This is a genomic window from Pantoea sp. (assembly GCF_039594315.1).
Classification (GTDB): domain Bacteria; phylum Pseudomonadota; class Gammaproteobacteria; order Enterobacterales; family Enterobacteriaceae; genus Pantoea.
Genome location: NZ_JBCNNP010000014.1, coordinates 54,522 through 79,636 on the forward strand (window position 1 = coordinate 54,522; position 25,115 = coordinate 79,636).

34 protein-coding genes and 1 pseudogene are annotated in these 25,115 nt (G+C 54.4%); 6 read left to right on the forward strand and 29 right to left on the reverse strand.

The annotated features are described in order from the left end of the window. A complete protein-coding gene (locus ABDW13_RS11205) occupies window positions 1–231 on the reverse strand; it encodes a DNA polymerase III subunit theta (protein ID WP_343552640.1) in 231 nt (76 codons plus the stop codon). A gap of 153 nt (window positions 232–384) precedes the next feature. Between ABDW13_RS11205 and copC the strand changes: the two genes are divergently transcribed. From copC to ABDW13_RS11220, 3 genes are read left to right on the forward strand one after another with little or no spacing between them, the layout of a single operon-like run. Continuing rightward, window positions 385–762, forward strand: a complete 378-nt coding sequence (gene copC / locus ABDW13_RS11210; protein WP_343552641.1) for a copper homeostasis periplasmic binding protein CopC — start codon at window positions 385–387, stop codon at window positions 760–762. Further along, entirely contained in the window at window positions 759–1,640 is an 882-nt protein-coding gene (copD, locus tag ABDW13_RS11215; protein ID WP_343552642.1) for a copper homeostasis membrane protein CopD, read from the forward strand. Before copC ends, copD begins: the two co-directional genes overlap by 4 nt. 33 nt (window positions 1,641–1,673) lie before the next feature. Then, complete coding sequence (locus ABDW13_RS11220) at window positions 1,674–2,021, forward strand: YebY family protein (protein WP_343552676.1); 348 nt, start codon at window positions 1,674–1,676, stop codon at window positions 2,019–2,021. Between the two features lie 314 nt (window positions 2,022–2,335). Here the strand turns inward: ABDW13_RS11220 and ABDW13_RS11225 are convergent, their stop codons facing one another. The 9 genes from ABDW13_RS11225 to ABDW13_RS11265 all read right to left on the reverse strand — a co-directional run bounded on the left by ABDW13_RS11225 (window position 2,336) and on the right by ABDW13_RS11265 (window position 10,144). Then, the gene (locus ABDW13_RS11225) at window positions 2,336–3,400 is read right to left on the reverse strand and encodes a tyrosine-type recombinase/integrase (protein WP_343552643.1); all 1,065 of its coding nucleotides are present in this window, start codon (window positions 3,398–3,400) and stop codon (window positions 2,336–2,338) included. Window positions 3,401–3,509: 109 nt separating this feature from the next. Further along, window positions 3,510–3,728, reverse strand: a complete 219-nt coding sequence (locus tag ABDW13_RS11230) for an ogr/Delta-like zinc finger family protein (RefSeq protein WP_154193718.1) — start codon at window positions 3,726–3,728, stop codon at window positions 3,510–3,512. An 81-nt stretch (window positions 3,729–3,809) separates the two neighbouring features. After that, window positions 3,810–4,985: a phage late control D family protein gene (locus ABDW13_RS11235; protein WP_343552644.1), complete on the reverse strand. Its 1,176-nt coding sequence runs from the start codon at window positions 4,983–4,985 to the stop codon at window positions 3,810–3,812. Continuing rightward, window positions 4,982–5,509, reverse strand: coding sequence for a phage tail protein (locus tag ABDW13_RS11240; RefSeq protein ID WP_343552645.1), 528 nt, complete (start codon window positions 5,507–5,509; stop codon window positions 4,982–4,984). Before ABDW13_RS11240 ends, ABDW13_RS11235 begins: the two co-directional genes overlap by 4 nt. Window positions 5,510–5,512: 3 nt before the next feature. Next, window positions 5,513–7,975, reverse strand: coding sequence for a phage tail tape measure protein (locus tag ABDW13_RS11245; RefSeq protein WP_343552646.1), 2,463 nt, complete (start codon window positions 7,973–7,975; stop codon window positions 5,513–5,515). Further along, complete coding sequence (locus ABDW13_RS11250) at window positions 7,965–8,090, reverse strand: GpE family phage tail protein (protein ID WP_091003473.1); 126 nt, start codon at window positions 8,088–8,090, stop codon at window positions 7,965–7,967. Before ABDW13_RS11250 ends, ABDW13_RS11245 begins: the two co-directional genes overlap by 11 nt. Before the next feature lie 32 nt (window positions 8,091–8,122). After that, window positions 8,123–8,401 (reverse strand): phage tail assembly protein, encoded by a 279-nt coding sequence (locus ABDW13_RS11255; RefSeq protein WP_222210632.1) that lies wholly within the window; start codon window positions 8,399–8,401, stop codon window positions 8,123–8,125. A 51-nt stretch (window positions 8,402–8,452) separates the two neighbouring features. Further along, window positions 8,453–8,962 carry a phage major tail tube protein gene (locus ABDW13_RS11260; RefSeq protein WP_154152902.1) on the reverse strand — a complete coding sequence of 170 codons (510 nt, stop codon included), beginning with the start codon at window positions 8,960–8,962 and terminating at the stop codon, window positions 8,453–8,455. A gap of 12 nt (window positions 8,963–8,974) precedes the next feature. Continuing rightward, entirely contained in the window at window positions 8,975–10,144 is a 1,170-nt protein-coding gene (locus ABDW13_RS11265; protein WP_343552647.1) for a phage tail sheath protein, read from the reverse strand. Between the two features lie 105 nt (window positions 10,145–10,249). On the opposite strand from ABDW13_RS11265, the gene ABDW13_RS11270 reads away from it, so the two are divergent. Further along, window positions 10,250–10,480 (forward strand): hypothetical protein, encoded by a 231-nt coding sequence (locus tag ABDW13_RS11270; protein ID WP_343552648.1) that lies wholly within the window; start codon window positions 10,250–10,252, stop codon window positions 10,478–10,480. A 42-nt stretch (window positions 10,481–10,522) separates the two neighbouring features. Here the strand turns inward: ABDW13_RS11270 and ABDW13_RS11275 are convergent, their stop codons facing one another. The 19 genes from ABDW13_RS11275 to ABDW13_RS11365 form a co-directional block, all read right to left on the reverse strand. Continuing rightward, entirely contained in the window at window positions 10,523–10,915 is a 393-nt protein-coding gene (locus ABDW13_RS11275; RefSeq protein ID WP_343552649.1) for a tail fiber assembly protein, read from the reverse strand. Next, the gene (locus ABDW13_RS11280; protein WP_343552650.1) at window positions 10,915–12,147 is read right to left on the reverse strand and encodes a phage tail protein; all 1,233 of its coding nucleotides are present in this window, start codon (window positions 12,145–12,147) and stop codon (window positions 10,915–10,917) included. The genes ABDW13_RS11275 and ABDW13_RS11280 overlap by 1 nt, the downstream gene beginning before the upstream one ends. After that, the gene (locus ABDW13_RS11285; RefSeq protein WP_343552651.1) at window positions 12,144–12,752 is read right to left on the reverse strand and encodes a phage tail protein I; all 609 of its coding nucleotides are present in this window, start codon (window positions 12,750–12,752) and stop codon (window positions 12,144–12,146) included. The genes ABDW13_RS11280 and ABDW13_RS11285 overlap by 4 nt, the downstream gene beginning before the upstream one ends. Then, window positions 12,745–13,653, reverse strand: coding sequence for a baseplate assembly protein (locus ABDW13_RS11290; RefSeq protein ID WP_343552652.1), 909 nt, complete (start codon window positions 13,651–13,653; stop codon window positions 12,745–12,747). Before ABDW13_RS11290 ends, ABDW13_RS11285 begins: the two co-directional genes overlap by 8 nt. Window positions 13,654–13,657: 4 nt before the next feature. Next, entirely contained in the window at window positions 13,658–14,008 is a 351-nt protein-coding gene (locus ABDW13_RS11295) for a GPW/gp25 family protein (protein WP_343552653.1), read from the reverse strand. Continuing rightward, window positions 14,005–14,595, reverse strand: coding sequence for a phage baseplate assembly protein V (locus tag ABDW13_RS11300; protein WP_343552654.1), 591 nt, complete (start codon window positions 14,593–14,595; stop codon window positions 14,005–14,007). The genes ABDW13_RS11295 and ABDW13_RS11300 overlap by 4 nt, the downstream gene beginning before the upstream one ends. Window positions 14,596–14,678: 83 nt before the next feature. Continuing rightward, window positions 14,679–16,019 carry an adenylate/guanylate cyclase domain-containing protein gene (locus tag ABDW13_RS11305; protein WP_343552655.1) on the reverse strand — a complete coding sequence of 447 codons (1,341 nt, stop codon included), beginning with the start codon at window positions 16,017–16,019 and terminating at the stop codon, window positions 14,679–14,681. Window positions 16,020–16,027: 8 nt separating this feature from the next. Further along, window positions 16,028–16,573, reverse strand: coding sequence for a hypothetical protein (locus ABDW13_RS11310; RefSeq protein ID WP_343552656.1), 546 nt, complete (start codon window positions 16,571–16,573; stop codon window positions 16,028–16,030). Between the two features lie 21 nt (window positions 16,574–16,594). Beyond that, window positions 16,595–17,044 carry a phage virion morphogenesis protein gene (locus ABDW13_RS11315; RefSeq protein WP_343552657.1) on the reverse strand — a complete coding sequence of 150 codons (450 nt, stop codon included), beginning with the start codon at window positions 17,042–17,044 and terminating at the stop codon, window positions 16,595–16,597. Next, window positions 17,041–17,508 (reverse strand): phage tail protein, encoded by a 468-nt coding sequence (locus ABDW13_RS11320; protein ID WP_343552658.1) that lies wholly within the window; start codon window positions 17,506–17,508, stop codon window positions 17,041–17,043. The genes ABDW13_RS11315 and ABDW13_RS11320 overlap by 4 nt, the downstream gene beginning before the upstream one ends. Next, window positions 17,441–17,716, reverse strand: coding sequence for an Rz1-like lysis system protein LysC (gene lysC, locus ABDW13_RS11325; protein WP_343552659.1), 276 nt, complete (start codon window positions 17,714–17,716; stop codon window positions 17,441–17,443). Before lysC ends, ABDW13_RS11320 begins: the two co-directional genes overlap by 68 nt. Next, a complete protein-coding gene (lysB, locus tag ABDW13_RS11330; RefSeq protein ID WP_343552660.1) occupies window positions 17,616–18,032 on the reverse strand; it encodes an Rz-like lysis system protein LysB in 417 nt (138 codons plus the stop codon). Before lysB ends, lysC begins: the two co-directional genes overlap by 101 nt. Beyond that, on the reverse strand, window positions 18,029–18,541 hold the full coding sequence (locus tag ABDW13_RS11335) for a lysozyme (RefSeq protein ID WP_343552661.1): 513 nt from the start codon (window positions 18,539–18,541) through the stop codon (window positions 18,029–18,031). The genes lysB and ABDW13_RS11335 overlap by 4 nt, the downstream gene beginning before the upstream one ends. Continuing rightward, the gene (locus ABDW13_RS11340; RefSeq protein WP_254773233.1) at window positions 18,522–18,737 is read right to left on the reverse strand and encodes an HP1 family phage holin; all 216 of its coding nucleotides are present in this window, start codon (window positions 18,735–18,737) and stop codon (window positions 18,522–18,524) included. The genes ABDW13_RS11335 and ABDW13_RS11340 overlap by 20 nt, the downstream gene beginning before the upstream one ends. A 9-nt stretch (window positions 18,738–18,746) precedes the next feature. Further along, on the reverse strand, window positions 18,747–18,953 hold the full coding sequence (locus ABDW13_RS11345) for a tail protein X (RefSeq protein WP_222182366.1): 207 nt from the start codon (window positions 18,951–18,953) through the stop codon (window positions 18,747–18,749). Then, on the reverse strand, window positions 18,950–19,417 hold the full coding sequence (locus ABDW13_RS11350; protein ID WP_343552662.1) for a head completion/stabilization protein: 468 nt from the start codon (window positions 19,415–19,417) through the stop codon (window positions 18,950–18,952). The genes ABDW13_RS11345 and ABDW13_RS11350 overlap by 4 nt, the downstream gene beginning before the upstream one ends. Window positions 19,418–19,508: 91 nt before the next feature. After that, window positions 19,509–20,177, reverse strand: a complete 669-nt coding sequence (locus tag ABDW13_RS11355) for a terminase endonuclease subunit (RefSeq protein ID WP_222210619.1) — start codon at window positions 20,175–20,177, stop codon at window positions 19,509–19,511. Between the two features lie 3 nt (window positions 20,178–20,180). Further along, window positions 20,181–21,263: a phage major capsid protein, P2 family gene (locus ABDW13_RS11360; protein ID WP_343552663.1), complete on the reverse strand. Its 1,083-nt coding sequence runs from the start codon at window positions 21,261–21,263 to the stop codon at window positions 20,181–20,183. Between the two features lie 45 nt (window positions 21,264–21,308). Continuing rightward, window positions 21,309–22,154 (reverse strand): GPO family capsid scaffolding protein, encoded by an 846-nt coding sequence (locus ABDW13_RS11365; protein WP_343552664.1) that lies wholly within the window; start codon window positions 22,152–22,154, stop codon window positions 21,309–21,311. 145 nt (window positions 22,155–22,299) lie between these two features. Between ABDW13_RS11365 and ABDW13_RS11370 the strand changes: the two are divergent. Together ABDW13_RS11370 and ABDW13_RS11375 are read left to right on the forward strand one after the other, a co-directional pair. Beyond that, window positions 22,300–24,062 (forward strand): annotated as a pseudogene (locus ABDW13_RS11370) (terminase ATPase subunit family protein). Then, window positions 24,062–25,093 (forward strand): phage portal protein, encoded by a 1,032-nt coding sequence (locus tag ABDW13_RS11375; protein ID WP_343552665.1) that lies wholly within the window; start codon window positions 24,062–24,064, stop codon window positions 25,091–25,093. Before ABDW13_RS11370 ends, ABDW13_RS11375 begins: the two are co-directional and overlap by 1 nt. The last annotated feature ends 22 nt before the right edge of the window (window positions 25,094–25,115 follow it).

Sequence of the window (25,115 nt, forward strand, 5' to 3'; positions counted from 1 at the left end):
TTACTTCTGCTTAGGTTCGTAGGGCAGGCGCGACAGGCTAAGCGATGCCTGGCGATATTGCATCAAGCGCTGGCGGAACCAATCGCGCAGTGCTTCAGGTTGCTCGCGCTCTACCATTTCAGCCACCACCGGCATGTTGTAGCGCTCTTTAAACGCCACGCCAGCCGCGGCCAGCTCGACATTCACTTTGTCTTTCTCTTCCTGCGACAGCAGGGCAAGGTTTTGACTCATGTTTTTCTCCTGATAATCAGGGGCAAAAGTAATGGTTTCAGCCTCGAGGATCAAGGGAATTGGATCGCACCGCAAGTCTCGACACCTGCGGATCGGCGGCGTATCCTGCTGCCACGTTTGCGGAGCTTTGCCGCATGTAATAGGGAAGAAGTGATGAACAAAACTGCGTTTAGCCGTGGCGTAGCGTTGCTGTTGGCGTTCTCTGCGCTGACCTTCAGCCAGTTTGCACTGGCGCATGCCCATCTGAAAACTGCGGTTCCTGCCGATAAAATGGTGGTGCATAGCTTCCTGCATAATGCATCGCTGACTTTTACTGAAGATGTTGAGCCGGCATTCAGTGGCGTTGAAATACTGAATGCGCAGCATCAGCCGGTTGCGGCCGGCAAAGCCAAGCTGGCGGAGAACCAACACAATAAGTTGGTAGTGCAATTCGATCCGCCGCTGCAATCCGGCCAATATCAGGTCAACTGGCATGTATTGTCGGTTGATGGACACAAAACCAAAGGCAGCTACTCCTTTAGCATCAAATGAGTTTAAGCAGCGTGTGGATTGCCTTGCGGGCGATCCATTTCCTGGCCATTTTGCTTCTGACCGGCAGCGCTTTTTATACTGCGCTGCTGGCGCCTCGTCGCTATCGTCCGGTGTTGGCTAAGCGCCTGGCGCGGATGTTGATCATTTGCGTGGTCATCAGTTTTATCAGCGCAGTATTGATGCTGGCGACGCAAACCGGCTTGATGAGTGGTGATTGGCGCAATGTCAGCGACGTGGAGATCTGGCGTGCGGTGCTCGGCACGCGTTTCGGCCAGGTGTGGCGCTGGGAAATAGGTTGGGCTGCATTGAGCGTCATGGCGCTCCTGCTGCACGGTTCGCTGCGTCAAAACGCATTGCTGTTCAGTGGCGTTTTGCAATTGATCGCCTTAGCGGGCGTGGGCCATGCCGCGATGCGCGAGGGTTGGCCCGGCGTGCTGCAACAAGCGAATCACTCGCTGCATCTGATCTCTGCTGCATTCTGGGCCGGCGGTTTGTTGCCACTGTTGGTATTGATGCGCGAAGCGCGGCAGAGTGAATTTCGCATTGATGCGATTCGTTGCATGATGCGCTTCTCGCGCTATGGTCATCTGGCCGTGGCGTTGGCGTTGTTAACCGGCATCATTAATAGCCTGTTGATTGCCGGGACGCCGCTGAATTGGCAAATCACATTGTGGAGCGAACTGCTGGTGGCGAAAGTGGTGCTAGTGATGCTGATGATTTTGCTCGCAGTGATCAATCGTTATCTGCTGGTGCCGCGTTTTCACCGCGCGGCGGATGTGGCACCGCGACTATTTATTCGCCTGACGCTGCTTGAGCTGTTGCTGGCGATTGGGGTTATTGGGTTGGTGAGCGTGTTTGCCACGCTGGCACCGGCTTGAATGTGTCATTAAAGAAGATGAAATGAGGTCGATATTTTGCTGAAGAAACTGATTCCAGCTTGCGTATTGATGGCGCTGTGCAGCCAGGCGATGGCCGCGCAGATTATTACCGTCAGCCGTTTTGAAATTGGTAAAGACAAGTGGCCGTTCACCCGTGAAGAGGTGATGCTGACCTGTGAAAAAGATGGCGCGCTGTTTGCCATTAACCCAAGCACCTTGCTGCAATATCCGCTAAACGACAAAGCGCTGGCGCGTAACACCGCCGGGCAGGGTACATTGCAATCCATCGACACCATTGTGGCTGAAGATAAAGCCCATCCAGGCCAGAAAATGAGCCTGCAACCGATCATTGATCGTGCGCAGCAGCTGTGCGGTAAGTAATCCCTTAATTTATCAGGCGTAGCGCACAATTTTGTCGCTACGCTTGCTCTCACGTAGTGTCAGCGCGATCACAGAGTTGAACGCTTTTCATCCCGTTTATGACAGTTGGCTGGAAATTAATCACCCTTGGTCTACCTTTAAATGGCAAGGCGTCCTCGCCTGCAAAAAATGCCAACTTTTAGCGCACGGCTCTCAAAGAGCCATTTCCCTGGACCGAATATAGGAATCGTATTCGGTCTTTTTTTGTTTAGTATTTGGCATCAATGACTTATCGTAAAATCAATGAGTTAAAACCCATCCTGTTGCCTTCTGTTCTACTCTGCTGGAACCTCTGCCGCCACTTTGCCGCCATTATTCTTAGCCATTAACGCCAATGGATTACAGCGAATTGCATCTTCCAGATGATCCGGTGCGAAGTGGGCATAACGCATTGTTACTCTGATGTCTGAATGTCCTAGGATGCGCTGCAGAACGATGATGTTTCCCCCGGCCATCATGAAGTGGCTGGCGAAGCTGTGTCGCAGGACGTGACTCATTTGCCCCTCAGGCAACTCGATGCCTGCCAGACGAATGACGCGGTAAAACTGGCGATAGCACTCGTTAAAATAACGGTCTTTCCTTTCCTTCAATTCTTTATACAGTTCATCGCTGATCGGCACAGAGCGATTCTTTTTCCCTTTGGTATTGATGAAGGTGAGTTTATTCGGGGAAAGTTGAGTCGCCTTTAATGACGCAGCTTCACTCCAGCGGCATCCAGTTGAAAGGCAGATTTTAATTATGAGTGTCAGGTCATCATTGCCGTGAACTTTACAAGCGGCGAAAAGTTTTTGTATTTGCTCGCCGGTTAGCCAAGCCATTTCTTTTTCTGGCTGGTCAAATTCACGAATGTTTTTGAGCGGGTTGGGGTAAGAGATTTCACCGAGCCGCTCCAGTTCGTTAAACAACGCGCGCAGGAATGCATGCTCACAGTTAACGGTGCCAGGCGAGACTTTCAAGGATTTTAAGCTAGTCTTATAACCGTTCTGAATTTTGCCTTCCAACCGGTCATCACGATAGTGTGCCCAATCCTTTGCTGTTATCTCGGATGCAACAGGATTTCCCATTCCATTGCTGATGATATAAAGCTTTGCCAGGCGGCCTTTGTTATCGCTTAGGGCACGTCCATGCAATTTGTACCACAGCTCAACCAGCTCGTTTAATCTGCGCTTATCCTCTTTTTCTGCCAGCCACGGCTTTGCTTTCATCTCGTCGAGGGTGTATTGCTCGAAGGCGATCGCTTCGGCGCGGGTTTTAAATTGGCGCCTGACGCGTTTGCCTTCGCGCCCGTTGAGATAGCACTCGCACAACCATTTTCCGGTGCTCAACTTTCTGATTGCCATAACCAAGCTCCATCACAAAAAATGGTGCTAAATTACTGTATATAAAAACAGTATTCAATGTTTGTTTATCAGAAAGTAAACATGAAAAAGCCCGCGTAAGCGGGCTAAATTAGTGGAGTAGGGACGGTTGATGTTGTTGATTAGAGTACAGCGGAACTTTGTTTACCTGGCCGGGCGAAACAATGATTCCTGCAACTGACTCAAGGGTTTTGAAGGTGCAGCTGCAATTAATATTCTGGCACTGGTGATAGCGTTCTTTCGTCTCTTTAGAGACGTAACGGCTGCTCTTGGCGTGAGCCGCTGTCTGGCATAACGGGCAATGCATCATGTTGAAATCCTTAGCAAGTAAAGCAGGGCGGTTGAGGCTAATTTTGAATAAGCAAATCCCGGTTTGCAAATGACAGCCTAATTAGCCGCTTTCCGTTTCACCCTCTGACTCTGACTGATATTCAATGTCGGTGAGCAGCACCTCAAAATCGAGTTGTGTGGTGTAGCCGTTGTTGCTCAGGTTATGCGTCACTTTGCTAATGAGCCATGGCTGCGCATCGATCACCGATTTAAAGCCGCTAACTTTGACCGGTGTTTCGGGATACAGATCAGCCCGGCCCATTGCCAGCGTAAGTGAGAATTCAGCCACGCCACGCTGTAGCTTTTCCCACTTAGCTTTAGCAGCGCGCATCGCCGTTACTTTGCTTGAATAGACTGTCGTCAGCGTAAACACGTTGTCTTCGCTGCCTGCCAGATAATCTCCTTCTTTCGCTTCCGGTGGCTTAACAACCTTTGCTTTCGATTTCTTTGCTGCGGGATGTTCAAGAGCGCGGAGCTGCCGCACTTTCGTTTTGCGCTGCAGCTTCACTTTCTTAGGTTTTGGGTCTTTGGTGTGAAGCCAGCTTGCTGATACGCCGGTATAGGCGCCACGGTCAGCGATGCTGAAAGTGTGCCGATCACCATCTTTACGCGTGATGGTCATCTGTGGGATGGGTTTGCCGCTAATGGTGACGCCATTACCCGGTCGGATAAACAACAGACGACCGGCTTTTACTGCAGCTACCGCGCCATAGAGCGTGGCAAGGCGCGTCAGGAATTTGGCGTCGGTCTCTTGTGTCTGGTCAATATGCGCCACCGCAACCCCGGCAAAGCCATCAGCCAGCATAGGTTTAAGTTTATTGCGACCGGCAATCTGCGTGACAATATCGCCCAGGGTTGTTTCGTGGTAGGACACTTCGCGGCGTGAATTCAGTGAGCCGCGAAAATCAGCACTGCGGGCGCGAATCGTCATAGTGTCCGGCGCGCCGTGATGCTCGACTTCATCGACGGTAAAACTCCCTTTCCCGATCAGCGCTTGTCCTTTCCAGCCGAGAAACAGCGTTACCACAGCGCCGCGTACTGGCATCGCCAGTTGACCGTCTGCGTCGTCCAGCTCGAGGTCGAGCTGGTCAGCCTCAAAGCCGCGGTTATCGGTCAGCGTGAGCGATATCAGGCGATCACGAATGTTCGCTGTGACATCCTTTGAATTGACCGTCAGCATAAAATCAGGAGTTAAACGCGCGCCCATCTGCACCGGCAGGCCACTGATACCGGTCATCCGATCAACCCTCCCGCCTGTGAAATGAGATTGCCGGCCGCTGACTTAACGTTGCCGATGGCCGAGGTGATTTGCCCTGGTAGATTTCCCGCACCGCTGATAAGCCCATCGGCCTGCTTTTTCAGATCGCCAAACATTGATGTAAGAGACTCATCCACACGTAAGAGGCTTAGCGTAAACATGATTTTGCTGGCCGTACCGTTAGGGAAAAATTCGCTGTGGGTATTTGAAATGCTCTCGATAACGTACATGCCATAAATCATGCCGCTGCCACCAATTAGCGGCCATGCCATGCCCTCATCGGCCAACAGCCGAATCGTCATCAGAGAAATGGCGCCGCCAGTAATCTCGGGTCGAAGTTCTCCCGAAAGCGTGATTTTTTCGTCACCCGGCCCGATGAACTGCGCCGCCGGTCGCTGACCAAAACGGCTGTTAGTCGGCCAGCGATAATCGATGTTCTGCTGCAGCTCACCATAAGGCAGCGTCTGTCGCATAAATGGCATCATGCCGTAGATCATCATCATCACTTAATCCTCCCAGCTCATTTTGCTGCGATTCTGCGCCTGTCGGTTACGCTGCTCACGCGCCTGATGCTGCGCCATAAGTGCCAGCGCATCGTCTTTGCTCATGCCTTCATGCATGTTGATTTCATACTGGTAACTGTTCTGACTGCGGTCGGTAAATCCGCCCCCTGCGGACGGTGCCGACACGGGTCGATAGGGCGCACCACCCGTTGCCAGGCTGTATTGCAACCCGCCCGTATTTACGCCAGCGCCGCCCGTTGCTATCGGATCAGGTGAGGGGACTTTGTTTTTCAGACCATCAGATTTGGTGTCAATGATGCCGAGTTTTTCCAGCACCCAATCAATACCACCTCGCAACTGATCAAGAGCTTCTCCCGGTATCTTTAAAGCCTCCGCCAGCATGTTGCCGAACTTCTTACCCATCTCACCGGCAGAGGCCAGCTCCGATTGCGTGGACTTAACCGGATCCAGCAACTTGCCAAACCATTCCCAAAGCTCTTTGACCTTGCCGCCCAGCCATTCAAACGGCGGCTTTAGCGTGCCAAACGATTCACTTATCGGCCCCATCGCAGCAGTAAACCCGTCAGCAACGCCAGCCATAAATGCGCTGATAGGCTCCCAATATTTACGGATCATCAACGCACCCGCTACGACAGCCGCCACGACAGCGACGACCGGCAACGTGATTAAACCAAGCGCTGAAGTTATTGCACCACCTGCAATGCTAAATGCAGTGCCTAGAAAAGCCGCGCCTGCAATCAATGCGTTAATTCCCGCAACGACCGGCCATGCCACTAAACCAATTAATCCCAGCCCTGCGACTAGCGCAGTCGCCGCGCCGGTCAGCATGACGATTTTGGTTGTCAGTACAGGATTGGCTTTCACCCAGTTGCCAGCGGTGATAAGCCATTTGTTGGCGGTAGTCGTCAGCCTGCGAAGGGATTTATCCTGCTGTTCAAATACCTCAATGCGTACGTCTTCCCAGGCTGATGACAGGTTGAGCAGATCGCCATCGAGGTTATCAACCTGAACATTTGCCACCTGTTTAGCGGCTCCACCTGCTTTCATCAGGTAGCCGCGCTTTTCATCAAGCTTACCGTTTCCGGCGGCATCGATAAGGTTGATGGCACCTTTCATCGCTTCTTCGCCAAAAATGGTTTTGATGTATTCCGCTTGCTGCGCTGTGCCGAGCCGGTTCCTTTTGAATGAGGCATCAATACTTTTGAGAATGCCAAACACCGGCAGCATGTTGCCTTTGCTGTCACGGGTTTTGATTCCCAACTCTTTGAGGGCTGCCGGGGCTTGTCCAACAGGGGCCTGTAACCTGCTGAACACTGCGCTTCCACCGGTTCCCGCCATCGAACCTTTGATGCCGTTATCTGCCATCACACCAAGCATGGCGGTGGTGTCTTCGATGCTGGCACCAGCCGCGCGCGCAACCGGCGCGACGTATTTCATTGCCTCGCCCAGCTCAAGTAAGTTGGTATTGGACTTGGTGAAACCCTTCGTCATTACGTCGGAAACGCGCTGGATCTCCGCCATCGGAATTTTGAAAGCGGTCTGCATGTTGGTAACGATGTCAGCCGCCTCGGCAATATCGACCTTAGACGCCAGTGACAGGTTTACCGTCGACTCGGTTGACGCCAGTATGGCGTCGGCATCGTAGCCGGAACGGGCCAGCGTGCTCTGCGTACGCGCCACATCCGTTGGAGAAAATGCCGTACTGCCGCCAATGTCTCGCGCCTGTTTGCGGATAGCTGCCAGCTTAGGATCGTTTTTACCGGTATCGAGCAACGCCTGCGTTTCTGACATCTGCTTGTCGAATTCCATACCCGGTGCAATCAGCCTGCCTTCTGCATAGAGTGCGGCGCTGCCACCGGCAAAGCCTGCCGCGCCGGTATTGCGCACTTTCGCTGACAGCTCCTGCCCACGGCGGTAGCGTTCGCTGGTTCGGTTTAAGCGTTCCTGCTGCGCGTTGAGCCGTTGCAGTTCCTGTTTCTGCCGGTTCATCGCGAGCGTAGCTTGTGCCGAAGCGCTCTTGAGGCGCTGCTGTTCACTACTAAGATTGCGCGTGGAAATACCTGCAGATTTTAATGCCTCGCGCTGCTGCTGCACTGACAGGCGCAAAGAATTCGACTTGGTTTGTAGCTCTGCCGCTGCCTGCTTAGCTTTCTCAAGCGCACGCGCCTGCAGTGCCGTGGGCCGCTCAGCGCTCTTGAATGCCACCGCCAGCGCTGTCGCTTCGGCCTTGGCATCTTTGAGTTTCTGCTGGGTGATAGCAAGCTGCGCGCTGGTCTTGCGAAACCCTTCGATTTTACCTGCCTGCGAATCGAGGGCTTTGATGTTGTTCTGTGTCTGGCGGATCTCAGTGGCAAGCCCTTTGGTGGCACGTTCGACGGCTTTGAAGGGGCGCGAGGCTTTGTCTACCGCGTTTAGCAGCACCTGTACTCTGAGGTTATTGCTCATCCGGGGTTGCTCCGCTGCGGATAAAGGCTTTATGCCGCCAGCCCATCAGCTCGGCCAGCGGCATGTCGTACATTTCAGAAGGAGGCCAGTGGAATATCGTTGCAACATCGGCCATCAGATCATCAACCGTCAGGCCGCACGGCCATTCTATTCGTCCGACTTCGTCTGCAAAAAACCGATCACCTTGCCACCGAGCGAGATCAGGTCAATCGGGTCGAGGGCATTGCACTCAGCTTTCGTTAATGAGGGCAGGGTGATGCGCGGTAAAACGGTCAGCAGCGCGTCAACGTCAGACTGACAAAGATCGGCCAAGCGCACGCCTCGCAGACTTCCAGCCGTTGGTTTAATCAGTTCAACCTGTTTGATTTCGCTTTCACCCCGCTTAAGCGGAGTTTCAAATACCACGGTGTTTTCGTTCTGTTCCATCTTGGTTATCTCTTCAATTAAGTCAGCGCCGCGCTGGCGCTGGTTGCAGGTTTAAACCAAGCCGATGTTTTTGCGGCGCTGTTCGAGGCGGTCAACGCCGTTGACCTTTTCCACCATGTTGATGGTGTCGATTTCGATCAGCTCTTTGCCGTTCCACGTCAGCTTGTAGTAGGTGCACTTCGAGGTGATTTTGGTCTCGGTGTCTTCGCCCTGTTTGGCTTCACCAAAGTCAAAACTCTGGTGCTTACCGCGTACCTCAACCTCTACCGCGATCTCTTCGCCGGTATCGTCGCGCTGATAAGAACCGGTGAAACGCAGCGGCACGGCAGATGCACCCCATTGCGTGAGTACCAGCTCATCCATGCCGCCGATACTCCATTCCACATCAAGTGCGTCATCTTCCAATCCATTGTCGATGTGCGCCGCGCCGCTCATACCGCCCGCGCGGTACGGATCGAGCTTGCGTGCCAGCTTCGGCAGCGTGACGGCGGTGACGATGCCCTGATAGCTGTTTGCATCATTGAAAAGGTTCATCGCCTTTAGTTTGCGTGGCAGTGCCATTTATCCGGCTCCTTAGCTGTTAACGGATGCGGCGAAGTTCGCCAGATAGCTGTCGGTGATGCGCTGGCGTAACGTCAGGTCTTCCAGTGGCGGCACCGGCGTGTAGTCGTAATCGATAAAGAGCTTGCCCGCTTTCAGGGTGTCTTTATCGTTGGCGCTTTCGTCGTACCAGGCGGACGCGCCCAGCAAATAACCGGCGTTAACCAGCTCGCGGAATTTCGCGTTGATGCCAGCGATAATTTCGCGCACCAGTACCGGCGTCAGTGGCTTATCAACCGCCCACATATGCGCCTCGGCCATCGTGTCAGCCAGCACTTGGGCGGTGCGGGTGTAGTTCTCAAACTGGAACAGCGGATCGTCACTGCAGGTGCGGTTGCCCCAGAAGCGGAAACCGTCTTTGCGAATTAAGGTGGTGACGTCGGCTTCGTTGAGCAGGTCTGCATCAGTTCCAACCTGCTGCAAATCCCAGAACACTGACGCGGAGATGCCGGTTACACCATTCACACCAACATTCGACAGGGTTTTATGCCAGCCGGTGTCGTTGTCGATTTTGGCGCGCAAGCCCAGCGCACGGGCGGTGGCGTAAGCCACATCGGATTTATTTGCGGTGGTGTTCCATGCGAGGAAGTCCGGCCAGATCACCATCAGCTCACGCTGGCTGAAGTTGTCGCGATAAAGGCGGGCTTCGGAAATGGTTTTGCACTCCCACGCCGACACATAGGCGAAGGCGCGCAGTTGCTGCGCGATACTGGCTAGCGCGGTGGCAACTTCCAGCGAGTCGAGGCCCGGCACGCCGAGAATACGCGGCTTAACGTCGAGCTGCGTCTGTGCGGCAAGCAGTGCTTTCATGCCGGTGTACTGGCCATTTTGGTCAGTGCCGCCGATGATATTGGAAATGGTTTCAGCTTCGTCCGCGCCTTCTGCCACGCGCACCACAATGGTGACGGGCTTTGACTGATCGGCGATAGCCTGTAGCGAGGCAGAGAGCGTGCCTTTAACGCCAGCTTTGCCAACTGCGCCCTGCACGTTAGTGATCAGTACCGGCGTATTAAGCGGGAACGTTGCCACATCCGCATCCTGCGCGGTGCAGACCATGCCAACAATTGCTGTTGATACGGTAGAGATGGTGCGCGTGCCGTCATTGATTTCGACGACGCGGACACCGTGATGATAATCTGCCATCTGTTGCACTCCTGGTTAAAGGTGTGCTCAGAGTGTCAGCTCAGGCGGGGTGGTGCATGCGGTTGCAGTTTGTTGGTGTATAGGCGGATAAAAATAGGAGCAAGAATGCGTATTGGTGAACAAAATTATCAATTCTGCCGTTGCAGCGATATCGTTCGGGACGGGATGTATCTTGAGGTCACTCAATCCGTAGATGGAAAAGTTATCCAAATAGCAGAAGTATTTTTTTCTGATATCACGGCTGAATTTACGTTGTCCTGTTTTATTGAGGATGTTCCTTTAGGGCTGATCGAAGAACTCATCAGACGAGCAAGAAAATTGCTTCCGCCGGCCTGATTATGGATTAAAAAAACGCCCCGGCTATGCAGAGCGAATTATTCAGACAGGCTTTTCCGGCCAGTCAATATCAGGTGCTGCCGTTACATCAATCCGGCTCAGCATGACGCGGTACTTTTTCCACTCAGCGAGTCGCGCTGTTTCTTCGTCCGTCGCCATGCTGATATCAACCGCATCCTGGAGAGGGGCCATCGTCCGGTTGGCATCGTCCATTTCTGCGGCCAGTCGGCTGCTGGCAAGAAATACGGCGTCTTCTGCCTCAATAACCGGCGCGGTAAATACGCCGTCGCTGTAGAGGTAATTCACGTCCGGTTGCTCAGCCAGTGAGGTAATGTCCACCCAGACCAGCGACGGGTGATAGAGCTTTTCAGGCTTCACGCTGAGCGAGACGATTTCCTCGACGCGCTGATCCTCAATGCGGGCATACGTTTTCATCAGGTGTACTCCTCAATATAAATCACGCCGTGAGAACCAAAGTTTCCAATAAACGGATTATCGCGGACGCTGCCACCGCCGCCTGCACCAAACGTTGCCTGACGCCCCGTTACTGCACCTTCTGCACTGCGAATGCCTCCGCCCCAGTAACTCACGCCGCCATCACCGGAACCGCCGCGATAAACGTTAGTCGTTGCACTAATAAGGCCCGGCGAATCACTGCCGTCGCCGCCCTGAAGATTGATTTCTCCACCGACGGCAACACCCCCGCGCCCACCGTCACCGCCGGTTGCAGGAACGGCACCGTTAGCCGCCGTTATCACGCCGTTGAACGTGCTGCTGGAAGGCGTCAGCGTGTCGTCACCGCCACGGCCCACCACACCCGGATAAGTTTTAGTGTCGTCAACATCCAGCCAGGCAATCGCGGTAGCACCCGCGCCGCCGCCCGCACCGCGTGCACGGTAGTCCGAACCCCAGCCAAGGAAGCCGTACCCGCGCGCGCCACCACCGGTAATGATGATTTTGATTCGCTTCGTTCCCTGCGTGGGCTTGTAGCTGATCGCTCCGGGCGTGGTGAAAAGCTGACGGCCAATAAAGCGGCCCTTAAAGCTCTCACTAAGACCGAGATTCTCCAGTAGCTTTTCCACCAGTTTTGCATCTTTTATTTCTGACAGCGCATTGGCCGTTTGCAAATACTGCTCATGCGGATTGGCGGCATCAATGTGCTTTTTCATCACGCTATCGGTGTAGGCTTTCACCTCGATCACCGCATCATCCACGTATTTACGCGTTGCCAGCACCACGGATGGATCGATTTTAAGCGTCACAGCGCTGGTGCTGTTCACGATTAGAATCATGCGCACCGTCTGCGTGCGCCCGCTGCCCTCGGCAAGCTGCGGCTTGTAGGTCTCTGCGCAGTTCGCCACCGCAATCAGCACGCCGTCAGCGTCATAAAGTCCAATCTCACGAATCCAGAAACCGCCTTCGCTCTCCGGGATTATCTGCTCGGCAATAATCTGGCTGCTGTTCGCCGCGTCAATCGATAACGAGTTGAGCTGTGCGCGTCGCTTCTCGCCGATAAGTTTCGTCTGCGCCGGGTCTGGCGTGGGCAGCGTGCCGCCGCCGTCACCAACAGCCATTTCTTTAAGGTCTACTTTTGTGCCGAGCGCGGCGGCGTTCGCCAGCTTAGCCGCGCCCTGATTGGTCAGCAGGGCAAAATATTTTGTCGTCATGCGCTCACTTCCGTCAGGTCGATAAGATGCACCGCCGCACCGGAATACACCGGCCCGCCGACGCTGATAAGTTCAGGGGTGTAGGGATACACAGTCAGCTCGTCGCCGCTGTAACTGGCGACAGCAACCGGGATTGCGCCGTTTGCATCGAGATTGATGGACAGCCCGATCAGATGGCGGCTGCACGGCTTCGCGTCCGCGATTAACCGTTCCAGCTCGTTGTACATTTCCTCAGTGATGCCGGTATCCAGCACGCCAACATCCAGCCGAAATGTGCCTGGCGTTTCATTAGTCTTCCACCATTCGATAACGCGGATCAGATAGCCCAGCGGCTCAACCACGCGACGGATAGCGCCTATGGTTCCTTTATGGCGATGCACGTATCGCGCTGCCGCCACAACGGCGCGCTTGGTTGATTCACTCCAGCCAGAATCCCAGCGGTCAACCGACCATGCCCACGCCAGATAGGGCAGCAACTGCACCGGGCAGGTTTGCGGGTTCCATAGCTGTCGCAGTGGTACTTTCATCGTGCTGAGGATTACCAGCGCTTCAGCGGCGGCGACTTCCAGTGACGACGAGCCAGTAGGCAGCAGGCGATCACTCATCTGAACCTCCCACCGTCAGCGTGTAGCCAGTGCAATATGCCGCCTGCGTCTTGTCGAGCACCACGTCAGCGACAGGCTGAATCAGGTTAACGCGCTGCACGCCTTCAACATGGATAGCCGCATACAGTGCAGACAGGCGAATGTCGCGCCCCAGCCGTTTCTGTGCCGTCACGTAGGCGGCGAGTTTTGCCTCTGATGCCGCGCGGATGGGTTCAGCTTCCGGCCCCGGATAGAGATAAAGCTCAGCTTCGATGGCGTAATCAACGATCTGCGCCGACTGTACGCCTACGCGATCAGCGACCGGGCGCACGTTCTCATCGTTCAGCGCGGCATCCACCACAGCCAGCAGGTCATTGGCAGCGGTGCCATTACCCTCACGCGCCAGCACAGTTACCGTAACAACGGCGGGCGATGGACTGATGGCGGACGCATCCGCCACTCTGCCGTCGGCGCTTCGGGCGTGGTACTCATATGCGCCAGTTGGCCCGGCAACGCTTAAGCCTTCAAATGCAGCGGCGATACGGGCGCGAAAATCATCATTACTTTCCATCACCGCCGCCGTGGGCGGGATGGTCGCTTCATCTGCCGCTGTAATGGTCAGGCGCTCAACGCCATTATTCGCACCTAGCTGGTCGAGATCGTCGTCAAGCGCATAAGCCACCATCACCGCCTTAGCCGCTTCGTTGATGCGCTGGCGCAGAATCACTTCACGATACGCATTTTCCTGCAGCAGCTTCACGATGGGTTCAGATTCGAGCGCCAGCGTGCGGGCTACAGCGGCCTGCTGTTCTTCCGGGTAGAGCGAAATTAGCGTGGCTTTGCGCTCGGCCAGCAGGGTTTCGTAGTCCAGCGTTTCCACCACGTCAGGCGCGGGTAGCTGGCTCAGGTCGATAGTTGCCATGTTCTCAGCTCACAGGAACGGTTAAGGAAAAAGGTTGCGTCGTGTCGGCGCGGTTGCCAGTCAGCTCGACCACCATGCCGCCGTTGAAATCAGAATCGAAATTGATGCCGGTGAGTTTTACCCGCGGCTCCCACTGCAGGATCGCCATATAGCAGGCCGACATAATCTGCAGGCGTAGCGATTCGTTTTGCGGCTGGTCAATCAGCGCCGACAGCAGCGAGCCATAGCTGCGCCGCATCACCCGCGAGCCGAGCGGCGTCAGCAGTATGTCGCGCACTGACTGACGGATATGGTCGAGGTCGTTAAGCGCCTCGCCGGTCTCCCGGCTCATGCCGATGTATTTCGCTGTCGTCATTGAGGCCCGTCCGTCCTGCTGCTTCCGCGCTGCACGCCGCCGTGATCGTGGTCATCCACAACAACGCCGTTTGAGTCGAATTTCCCGCCGCTGTGCTCAACGTTGCCGGACATCTTGCCGCCCTCTGAAAACTCGAACGTTTTTGCTTTCAGGTGCGCCGTGCATTCAACCTCTGGCGTGCTCAGCAGGATTTTTACCGCCGCCTCAATGGTTGCGGTTTGTATGCCTGTTGCTTTGAGTGCGCCGGTTTCCGGCTCGTACTCAATCACCGCGCCGTCAGGGAATGACCAGTGCAGAGCGTCAGCGGATGCAGATGGTGCGGGATTGTCATCAGAGAAGATCCCCGGCAGCACAAACCCGGTATCGAGTTCACCGCCGAGGCATAGAACGAGCACCTGCTCACCGATCGATGGCGCATTCCATGAGCGGGTTTTCCCCGCACGCGCAGAAAGCCAGTGAAGCCAGCCAGTAGTGTTATGCCCGGTATCCACGCGGCATAACCCGTCGTCCAGTTTTACGGCGGACACGGTGCCAATGCGGATAAGGTTGCGCAGCAGGCGCAGGATTTCGGAGAGTTGTTCATTCATGGTTTGAGAATGCATTAGATCAAGATGCATTCTCAATTTAAGAGAGTTTGCTTGTGAATGAACAAGCAGAAGGTTTTATTTATCTAAGATTCAAGAGAGTCTGTAATGAAAATGGAAAATCTTTCTTCATCAATCAGCCTTGTTTCGTCAGACCATACTGAAACAAACATATGGTGAATACCTTTGTACTCAGTTCCTTCCCAATGCCTTGCAAAGTAAATACCATCACCTTGATACACAGCATCGACATATTTTTGATGATTAGCACTATTCTCTTTTTGTTTAGCCTCCGCGCCAGTGTTTTCAACTCTGAATAAAAATCGCAACTTACGGTCAGGTATACTTTTGTATTTTACTTTGAATGATATCCCTGAGCCTTTTTTAATGCTTCTAGAGCATCTTTCATAATAATCATCCGATGGAAGATCCTCGGATTTTTTTAAGGTCGCAGTGATTTCAAGACTTTCAGGGTAGGAGTCAATTGGTGTAAGTTTTTTATAGAAGTCGTGATTTATTAAATATTGCCTATAGTTCTTAGGGCGGCCATTACTTGTCAGGTAATTCGGTTTAACAAACTCTTGCTTCTCAGGAACTCCTGCCTTTATTTTTTCCATTACACTAATTAGCTTTTCATCAAAACCTAACAACTCGACAAAATTTTCTCCTACCAATATGGAGTTCTTAGGAGCTTTTTGTTGAAGCTTGGCTGCTACATCAACATGATATGACGTTGCTGTGACTTCATGGGATCCATAATATCCATATGTCCCCCAAATAACCTCTTCGTCCTTACCATAATCAATGCCAATACGAATTCCTATTTTGTCCGCACCCATGCTTGAAAGCTTAGGTGAAACAACCTTCTCCATCATTTCAATAAGAAAGACTGAGCAATTAAGGGCATCAATAGCATGGTCCATTATCAAACCATCATTTTGCTTTCTATCACTCCTGAAGAATGCCATAACCGCATCCCCCATAATTCTGTGAACATGCCCATCGAATGAATCTATGGTTTCTATAGCACACCGAATAATATCATTTTTTATTTCGAATACTTCTAAGGGTGTATAAGTCACACCAAGCTTAGTCGAGCCAATTATATCCATAAATAATGTTATAGCATAACCATACCTTAGCTCACTCTTACCATCAATTTCATCAAAGTCTGGATGGCAACCGAAACTTTGCTGCATTAAACCATGCTTACCAAACTTATTTCGTACTAAGTTTTTAACACCGTAACTCTCTGGTGCAGAGGCAAGGCTTTCAGAACTTATTTTAGATCTTCCCCATTTAGATTCCATTAGAGATTCACTGGAATCATAAGCACTATCGCTTTTAATAAGGTTTGTAGAATTTCTTTTTGAAAGCGTCGCATCAAGAGAACGACCTAATCCTTTATAAATATCTTCGATGGACATGCTAACCTCTATATTTGAGATAATATTATAACCAAAATCATCAAGCCCAGTGTCAAAAGTGCAATAGTAATGCATTCAACAGAGTTTTTATGTTGAGAATATTTATCAATTAGAGCTTTTGAAAGTGTAAAATTCAATGATGCCAATGAGCTTATCATTTCAGATGAATTTTTTTCTCTAAGGCATGATATATAACCTTCAACATCTTTGTGGTAATGAATTGAGTCAACGAAGGAAAAAATATTCTTCTTAGTTGAGGGTTCCAGAAAGGGAACTACTCCTTTAAGAGAATAGAAAATTGCCATTAGTAATAGAATTAATGAAGCCAATGCAAACACAGATAAAACGTACTTATCTCCTACATTACTTAATCTATTAAGAAACTTATCATAATTAAGTAAAATTGCTGCAAGAAGCGCAGATGATAAGCTTAGTAAGATAGTTGATTTTGTATTGGCACTATTAAGATAAGCATCAGTTCTTAATATGATTTTCACCATGAGCTCAATTTTTTGCGCAGAATCATCTTTGCGGCTATCAGTAAAACGGCCCAATAAAAACTCCAGTCAATAGGATTAGTCTTTAAGAATATTAATGATCACTTCTTCAACCATGTCAAGACTCTGTCTATCAAGTCCCAGCAATGGCCTTGCTTCATAGTTTATTGCGTGTGCATGTTTTGATGGTCTATCACGAAGACCATAATGATGCACTCGTACCATCCGCTGAACACTCCCGGCGAATTCGACTAAAGCTTCATCGTTATTTGCTCGCGCCTTCATATACTTTGCGGTGCGAAGCTTCGCAAACATTTCACGCTTAACCCGCCCCTTTTTGCTGCGTATTGGCTGTGCCTTGCGTGGCTTAAAGGGTGTGCCGTCCGGAGCCTGCTGGCGCTTGATATTCTGCTGCTGACTGGCGCGCAGCTTCTTCGCGATATTGCGTGCCATCTCTTTGCGTGAGGACGGTGAAAGATTACCAATCAACGCATTCAGCCTGTCATTGACCAGTTGTAAGTCACTCATGGTCGCCACTCACTAACCAGATCACCGCCTGCATAGAGCTGCACGGGGCGCGAGTCGTTCTCCGGTATTGGATTTTCACCAACGTGATTAACGTGCAGTGCATCACCCACGCGTTTAACGATCACCCGTTCGCTCAGTTGCAGGTCAATACTGATATCGCTGGCCGTGTCGCTGATGACGTCCGCCTTGAACGTGAAGCCGGTCTGCTGCTTTTCTTTTGTCGCCATGATATCGGGTTCATTTACACGCAACCATTCCAGCATCGGCACAATCAGCAGATCGATATCGCCGGTGTAGTCAGTTATCACCATGTTCAGCCGGTACTGATATTCAAACGACAACGAGACGGCGAGCGTTGAGACAATGCGTCCGCTGTCGATGAACACATTCAGGCAGTCAGGGTTGCGCTGCAGCAGCGGCACGCTGTCGGTCAGCGCCTTGCGGAGTTGTTGAGGTTTCAGCATCGTGTTGCTCCTGGCACTCTTTAATGATTTCGACCTGCAGCCCGCAGGAGGCGAGCGCCGCCTCAAGCTGGCGATTGTCTGCCGCCAGATCGCCCGCCGTTCTCAGGCTATTTCCCGGCACCGGGCAGCTTGTCACGCGCGGACAGCCAATCCAGATAATCTCTGGCGCTGGTGAAGGCGGGACGGGTGTGCAGCCTGATAACATCATCAGGCAAAGCAGTAACAGACCAGTCACGAAGTATCGGGTTTGCATCGGTTTCCCTCTGTATGTGTGCTTCTCGCGTCAGCGCTCCGGCGCTGGCTTTGCCCTGCATCAGCCGCAGCGTGGCTTCGCGTTTCTGCCCTTCATTGTTTTCAGTTTTAAGCCGGGTAATGGCTTTATCCCGGCTCTCGATACCGGCTGACAGTGTGCCGATAACCCGCTGCGCGCTCGCCAGTTCATCGCTGGCAACCGACCAGCGCCAGCCGGTCAACGCCAGCGCCAGCAGTGCCACGGCTAAAAGCGTTCCCGTAATGCGAATCACAGCGCCCCCTTAAGGCACCATGCCAGCTCGCGCACGCGGCGGTTATCCAGCCCCTGATTAAACACGCCTTTCACGTATACCCAGCGCGGTAACTGATAGCAGGCTTCGCGCCAGCGGTTCTGGTTCAGCAGCTTCACCATTGTTGAGCTGCAGGCATTACCGGTGCCGACGTTGAATGCCAACGACACCACGGCGTCGTAAACCTTTTGCGGCACCTTCACGAACAGGCAACGCGTTAGCGCCTTTTCAGTGCGCAGCACGTTAGCGATAAACGTGCCCGCCGCCTGGCGTTCTGTGATGTTTTTGCCTGGTACCACGCCGACGGTGTTGCCGATGCCGTCCGTCCATTTGTCCGCGTCGCACTTGTACGGACTCAGGCGACAGCCTTCGTAATCGGCGATAAATTTCAGTCCCTCAACCGAGGTGTGCAGCTGCTGAAAGCCCGGCAGCGTGGCGGCAATCGCCAGCACCACGACAACCGAACAGCGCTTAACGGTTTGCAGATTCATAGTCACTCCGGCTGATGCGGCCCGTTGCAAAAAGCTGGTAGGTTTTGCGGCGGTAATACCAGCTCACCAGAAACATGCCGACGCCGAGCACCATGCCGAGGATCGTCGCCACGTCCTGCAGATCCCATTTACCGAGCCAGCCCATCACCACGGCAATGCTGTAGGTGATAAAGGCGCTGATGCGCTCCATCGTGATGTTCATGATTCAGTCCCAAAGGTTAACGGTCTCACCCGTTGACGATTCCGGCAGCTCAGGCAGATCGACCGGCCAGCCGTGCGGCAGTATCGGCCCGGCGTCGGCGAGGCCGGGGTTAGCATCAAAGACCGATTCCGTTACCTGCTCCGTGCGCCCGTAATGGCGATAGCAGATATCGTCGACGGTATCGCCCTGCAGCGCGTAAACCCGCGTCACAGCAGGCTCACGATGCAGTTAGGCCGCTCACCGACGCGGCTGATGCTGAACCGCGCGTCGCGCCAGTATTCGTCGGCGCTGGCCTCAACGTCTCCGGCCTTCTTCGTGCCGCTGGCGTCATAGCCGCGATAGCGCTCGGCAATGGTGGCGGCGGTGATCGCCTCGACGGCGGCGAGGTAGTGCGTGATTTTTTCGCTTACGCCGTCCAGCGCTTCCGCCGGGACGTCAGCGAGCATTTTGAAGCCCGCCGCCATCTGGTCGGTGCGCCAGTCGTACAGCTCGGCGTTCACTTCGCTAATCGCCGTTTTCACCGCCAGCCGCAGGCGCTGCGCGGTGACGGTTCCCTCGTAGCGCAGTGATTCGCGCAGTTGGTGCAGGTCGATATCAGGCCAGAAAAAGGTGTTCTTTACCGGCGGCTCGGCAGTCTCTGCCGGTCGCTGTGCTGCTATTACCAGCGTGCTCATAGTTGGCCTCAGAAATAGGTGGGCGGTGGAGGACGGCGCAGGCACTGAAAGTGCGTTGCCGTCCTGCCGCCCTGCGCGGGGTCGCGTCCGGTCAGCGGCTGGCCTGCGCCTGCTTTTTCATGGCAGTCGCCAGCCGCTCTATGTCTTTCTTCACGCCGCAGCCCTCATGCAACTGCAGCGCGCGTTTCAGGTGATGCATGGCTTCCAGAGTCCCGCCCGAATCGCGATACACATACCCGGCGATTTTGTGCAGCTTGGCGCGCACCTGATCGGGCATGTCTTCGGCGTCGGTCAGCCGGATGGTTTCAAGCAGCGGCGCAATATCGACCGCTTCTTTTGCCGTCCAGGCGCGTGTCGCGGCGCTGGCAACTTCTTCGGCCAGCAGGTACGGCAGGCTGTCTCGTTTGAATCCGTCGGGCGGTACCAGACCGTGCGTTAATGCGTAACGGGCGATTTCGAGCGCGCCGGTTACGTCGCCGGTGTCCAGCCGCCAGATCATGACGGTCATCACGATGGCATCCTGCGCGCCGCGCCCGCTGTTCATCACGCCTGCAATCCACGGCAGGTAGTCGGGCAGAAGCTGGCGCTTTAGCTCAGCCTTGCGCTCTACCGAGTGGACTTTTTTCAGGCGGCGCTTGTCCTCGTTCAGTTTTACGAGCATCTGCTCATAGCCGGTGGCGTGGCGCAGCGGGTTCGCATCCCGCTGCGATTCGGTTTCGGCCTGGACGCGCATCCGGTGACGGCGGGCGGGACTCAGCATGCGTTACTCTCCCGCTGCCGGGGTTTCGGTGGTGGCTGCTGCCGGTTTACTGAAATCACCCAGCTCGATGTTTTCAATCACGCAGCCCGCCGCATAGTCCTCCACCACGTAGTCCTCGTTTGCGGACTCGTAGTTTTCGATGCGGTCACGCTTCGGCACCTCTTCGATGTGGCGGCGCTGCGTGCCTTCCTGCCAGTAAATCGACAGGTTATCGGTGCGGGTGATCATCATGGCGTTGGCCGGGAAGTAGGGCACGCGCACGGCTGGCAGGTTGCCGATGCGCTTCTGGCTGATGATGACGTCAGCGGCAAGCTGCTCGGTGTTCGCCTGGTCTTTGTTCACGATCGGGAAATACTTGTCGGCCAGTAGCTGACGGCCCACGATAACGACCAGCTCCGGGTCTTCCTGATACCACGGCTCGATCAGGTTGTTGGTGGCGTCCATTACCAGCGCGTCGAGGTTGGCGTAGTCGCCGTCTTTGCCCACGCGGATTTTGGGCGAAATCACCGTGCCGTCTTCCTCCGTGATTTTGCTCATCACACGGCTCGGCGCTTCGTTGCGGTACTTCTGCAGCCAGCCCACCGCCACGTCCTGCAGCATCGGGTTGGCGGCGCGATTGGAGGTTTTGGCACGGTGCGTGCCGTTAAAGCCGATCATGATGCGGTCAAGCGCCTGGCGCTGGATGATGGAATCGCGCAGACGCGTCTGGAAATCGTCGTAGCGTGCCCACAGGTCAAGCGTGTTATAGCGGATGTGGAAATCGAAGTTGACCTGCGCGCACTCATAGCCCTGGCTATCAAGCGAAGAGAAATCAGCGGTTTCGCGCTCGTCACCGCCAGCGGTATCGGTGGTACTGGCAATCGAGCCGGACACGCCGACGCCGATTTTTTCACCCTTCATTTCCGGCACCGGCACGATGTTGATGCGGGTAAGAAACGCGGACGACTCCTGCACGCGGGTCATCAGCTTCTGCGTAACGGACGGCTCGACGCTGAATTTCTTGTTCATATCGTCGATTTCTACGCCGTTCAGCTCGGCGACGCGGGACATGTAGGCGTTAAATTTAAAGCGGGTATTCTTGCGCATTGGCGCTCCTGTTAATCAGTATTCGGGTTTACTCAGTCCGGCGTATCAGCAGTCGGTCTGCACGCTGCCTTTGTTGTCGCCGCCGGTCGCAGGCGGGCGACGGTTAAAGCCGCCGTCAGTTTTTGCCAGCGTCTCCTGCAGGGTGCTCAGCGCTTCGCGGTCTTTACCGGCTTCCAGCTCCAGCACCGCGATGCGTTCGGAAAAGGTTTTTTCCAGCGCGGCCACCTGCTGCGAGTGGGTTTCGCCGTTCTTCTGCACCTGCTCCGCGACGGCAGTAACCGCCGCGCTCACGTCGCTTAAGCGCTCGTCGTCGGTTTTCTCTTTGCGGGTAAACAGCTCTTTCACGCGGGACAGCAGCGAAGGGCCTGCGTCGGCTTCGTCGTAAAACTCGATCAGGGTTTCTTCGGCGGCGGTAAACAGGTTTTCTTTGTCCTGCTTGCGGGACGCCAGCGGGCTGGCTTTGGCGGTGGCGCTGAAGCTCAGGTATTCGGTGCCGAGGCTTGCAGGATCGTCGGTCACGGCCAGACCAATCAGATAGGCTTCGCCGGTGTCGGAGAATTTCGGGTTCACTTCAATCGAGGTGTAAACCTTCTGGCGTGCTTTAGTCAGCTCGACCAGCTCAGGCGTGGGATCGATGTAGCCAAACAGCGCGAGCTTGCCCGCCAGCGGGCCTTCGGTGATTTCTTCGGCTTCAACCTTCGTGACGTCACCAAAGCGGCGGAATGTGCTGTCGGCGGCATAGCCTTTAATGTGTTCCATGTTGACGCGTGCGCCGTAGACAGTGGGGTCATAGTTTTTCGCCATCTGCGAAATCCAGTCGCGGGAAATTTCGCGGCCGTCGGTGGTTGCGCCCTGCACAGCGATGCGGAAACGCTTTGCTTTAGTTGCCATTAATCAGGCTCCGGTCAGTGGGTTGGTTCGGTTCGGGGCCAGTTTCCCCGCCGCCGCCTAATCCCTCAACGCATCACCGCCCGCTCATGTATCAGCAAACAGCGAGTGCAGGCGCGCCCAAATTGCCACCGGTAGCCTTACCGGCATGAACATGACACCCGGCACCATCATCAGCGATCCGCGCCGTCAGGCTGCGCTGCTTTACTGGCAGGGATTTTCCGTGCGCCAGATTGCGGAGACGCTCGGACAGAAAACGCCAACCGTGCAGAGCTGGAAGCTGCGCGACGAGTGGGACAGCATCGCGCCCATCAGTCGCGTGGAAGCCAGCATGGAAGCGCGGTTGATTCAGCTCATCATGAAAGAGGTCAAGGGGAATGGTGATTACAAGGAGATAGACGCGCTAGGCCGCCAGATTGAACGGCTGGCGCGCGTGGAGCGCTACCGCAGCAGCGGCAACGAGGCGGACTTAAATCCCAACGTGCGCAACCGCAACAAGGGCGAGCGCCAGCCGGTAATAAAGAACGTATTCAGCGACGAGCAGACCGACAAGCTTACCGGCCTGTTTATGAATGGCTGCTTTGCGTACCAGCTCGGCTGGCATCAGGCCGGACTCGCGCACCGCATTCGCAATATCCTCAAATCCCGCCAGATTGGCGCAACGTTCTACTTCGCCCGTGAGGCGCTCATCGATGCGCTCACCACCGGGCGCAACCAGATTTTCTTATCAGCGAGCAAGGCGCAGGCGCACGTCTTCAAAAACTACATCCTCGACTTTGCCCGTCAGGTGGACGTTGACCTGAAAGGCGATCCGATAGTGCTGCCCAACGGCGCGCGTCTAATATTTCTCGGCACCAACGTGCGCACCGCGCAGAGCTACACCGGCAACCTGTACCTGGATGAATATTTCTGGATACCGAAGTTTCAGGAGCTGCGCAAAGTTGCCAGCGGCATGTCGCTGCACAAGAAGTGGCGCACAACCTACTTTTCCACGCCGTCGAGCCTGTCTCACAGCGCTTATCCGTTCTGGTCTGGCGAGCTGTTCAACAAAGGGCGCCGTAACAAAGATGACCGTATTGAGCTGGATCTCTCACACTCGCACCTGGCGAAAGGCGCGCTGTGCGCGACGGTCAGTGGCGGCAGATTGTCACGGTTGAGGATGCGCTGACCGGCGGCTGCAACCTGTTCGATATCGATCAGCTGCAGCTTGAATACAGCCCATCCGAGTATCAAAACCTGCTGATGTGTGAATTTGTCGACGACGAGGCCAGCGTGTTTCCGTTCGCCGAGCTGCAGACCTGCATGGTCGACAGCCTGGAGGAATGGACGGACTTCAACCCGTACGCGCTGCGCCCGTTCGACTATCGCCCGGTATGGATTGGTTACGATCCTTCGCATACCGGCGACAGTGCCGGATGTGCCGTAATCGCGCCGCCGCTGGTGAAGGGGGGCAAATTCCGCGTGCTGGAGCGCCACCAGTGGCGCGGCATGGACTTCGCCGCGCAGGCGCAGTCGATTAAACAGCTCACCGAAAAATACACCGTGGAATACATCGGTGTGGATGCCACCGGCATCGGTCAGGGCGTGTTTCAGCTCGTGCGCCAGTTCTTCCCGGCGGCGCGCGAAATCAAATATTCGCCGGAAGTCAAAACCGCGATGGTGCTCAAAGCGAAAGACACCATCAGCAGCGGGCGACTCGAATACGACGCGGGCCAGACCGATATCACGCAATCCTTTATGGCGATCCGCAAAACCATGACCGCCAGCGGAAACCGTTCAACCTACGAAGCGAGCCGCAGCGAAGAAGCCAGCCACGCCGACGTCGCGTGGGCAATCATGCACGCACTGCTTAACGAACCGCTCACCGCTGCCAGCGGCGGCGATAACCCTTCATTCATGGAATTTTACTGATGAGCAAACGCAAAGACCGCAGGGCATTCACCGCCCAATCCCAGCCTTCACCGGCAGCGCATCAGCCGTTCGAGGCGTTCAGCTTCGGCGAGCCAACGGCGGTGTTAGATAAGCGCGATATTATGGATTACACCGAATGCATTCATAACGGGCGCTGGTACGAGCCGCCGGTCAGCTTTCACGGACTGGCAAAAAGCCTGCGTTCAGCGGTGCATCATAGCTCGCCCCTTTACGTTAAGCGCAACATTCTGGCGTCAACCTTCATCCCGCACCCGCTGCTCAGTCAGCAGGAGTTCAGCAAGTTCGCGCTGGATTATCTGGTGTTTGGCAACGCCTTTGCCGAGCTGCGCCGCAACACGCTCGGTCAGCCGCTGCGCCTGGAGACGTCACCGGCCAAATATACGCGCCGGGGAGTGGAAGAGGGCGTGTACTGGTTTGTGGGGGAATGGAAGGAGGCGCACCGGTTCGATACGGATCAGGTGTTCCACCTAATCGAACCGGATATCAATCAGGAGCTGTATGGTTTGCCGGAATATCTCAGCGCGCTTAACTCCGCCTGGCTGAACGAGTCGGCTACGCTGTTCCGCCGCAAGTATTACCAGAACGGTGCACACGCCGGGTACATTCTTTATATGACCGACGCAGCTCAGAGCAGCAGCGATATTGAGCGCATGAGACAGGCAATGCGCGACACCAAAGGGATCGGCAATTTCCGGAACCTGTTTATGTATGCGCCCAACGGGAAGCCGGATGGCATCAAAATTCTGCCGCTTAGCGAAGTGGCGACGCGTGATGACTTTTTTAATATAAAAAAAGCCAGTCGTGACGATTTGCTGAGCGCGCACCGCGTGCCGCCGCAGATGATGGGGATTTTACCAGAGAATAGTGGAGGTTTTGGTGATGTTATAAAAGCATCTCAAGTATTTGTAAGGAATGAACTTCATCCACTGCAAGAAAGAATGAAAGAAATCAACAAACTTCTTGGCATTCAGGTGGTTTCCTTCAAAAAGTACACTTTCGAAACGCAATAAAACAGCTGATGCCAAGTAATTT